The sequence below is a fragment of the Legionella sheltonii genome (assembly GCF_026191355.1).
Lineage (GTDB): Bacteria > Pseudomonadota > Gammaproteobacteria > Legionellales > Legionellaceae > Legionella > Legionella sheltonii.
Map to the genome: position 1 here is coordinate 1 of NZ_JAPHOQ010000043.1, position 1014 is coordinate 1014.

Genomic DNA, 1014 nt, shown 5'->3' on the forward strand with positions numbered 1-1014 from the left:
TAGGGCGTGTCCTCAATTTAAAGCTATTAATTGAACAGATTTGTCGATTTGTAAATTCTTTTTGTTCATCATTACACCAATTTCTCATTTCAATTTAAGCCAAATTATCGAACATGCTAAAAAAAGCATCGATTTGAAGTTTCGTGCCAATTTTTCAAAGCGCGTAGCAATACTTCGAAAGTGTTTCAATCGAGCAAAAAGATTCTCCACCAAATGGCGTAATTTATACAAAGATGAATCAAACTCTGGGTTAGGTTTTTTACTGTTTGTTTTCCGAGGAATAACAGGGTTCATTCCCGCACTTCTGGCCTCTTCTCGAATATCCTCCGAGTCATAACCTTTATCGCCTATGAAATGATCTGCTGAGCCCACTTTTTCTATTATTTTACATGCAACTTGGGAGTCGTGGACTTGACCCCCAGTGATTTCAAAATCGATCGGATTTCCATGCGCATCGGCTGCAATATGAATCTTTGTAGTAGCTCCACCTCTAGACTTACCAATGGCTCGCTCTTCTCCAAGCCGAGATCCACTCGCATGCTGGTGAGCGCGGACGTAACTTCCATCGGTGAATACCCATTCCGTATCAATTTCGCCTCGTACATCAAAAAAAAATCTGCCCATAATCCTTTTGCAGCCCACCGATTGAAGCGATTATAAGCTGTTTTCCATGGACATAATTCTTTCGGAATATCGCGCCATGGCGCTCCTGTGCGTAGTTTCCATAAAATGGCCTCCATAACACTACGATCATTATTCCATTTATGGCAGCCGTGAAATCGCATTGTCTTTTCAAGTTGTATCCATATCTCATCAGTGAGTATTTGTCTTGGCATATGTGCCCCTAATTTTTTGCAAAATAGTCGCACATCAGGAGTAAAAGTCTACAGGATTTTAATTGTTTTTTTGATTTAAATTAAGACAAAATAAATGGTTGGTGGAATGATGAACAAAAAGAATTTACAAATCGATAAATCTGTTCAATTAATGGCTTTAAATTGAGGACACGCCCTA

The 1014-nt window shown here is 39.2% G+C and carries 1 protein-coding gene; it reads right to left on the bottom strand.

Features of this window, described 5'->3' with window-relative positions:
- Window positions 1–84: 84 nt before the first annotated feature.
- Window positions 85–836 (bottom strand): IS5 family transposase gene (locus OQJ26_RS19270; protein WP_416209942.1). Its coding sequence is split into 2 segments (ribosomal slippage): window positions 85–635 and window positions 635–836, totalling 753 coding nucleotides; the frame shifts between segments, so codons are not numbered across the junction.
- Window positions 837–1014: the final 178 nt, after the last annotated feature.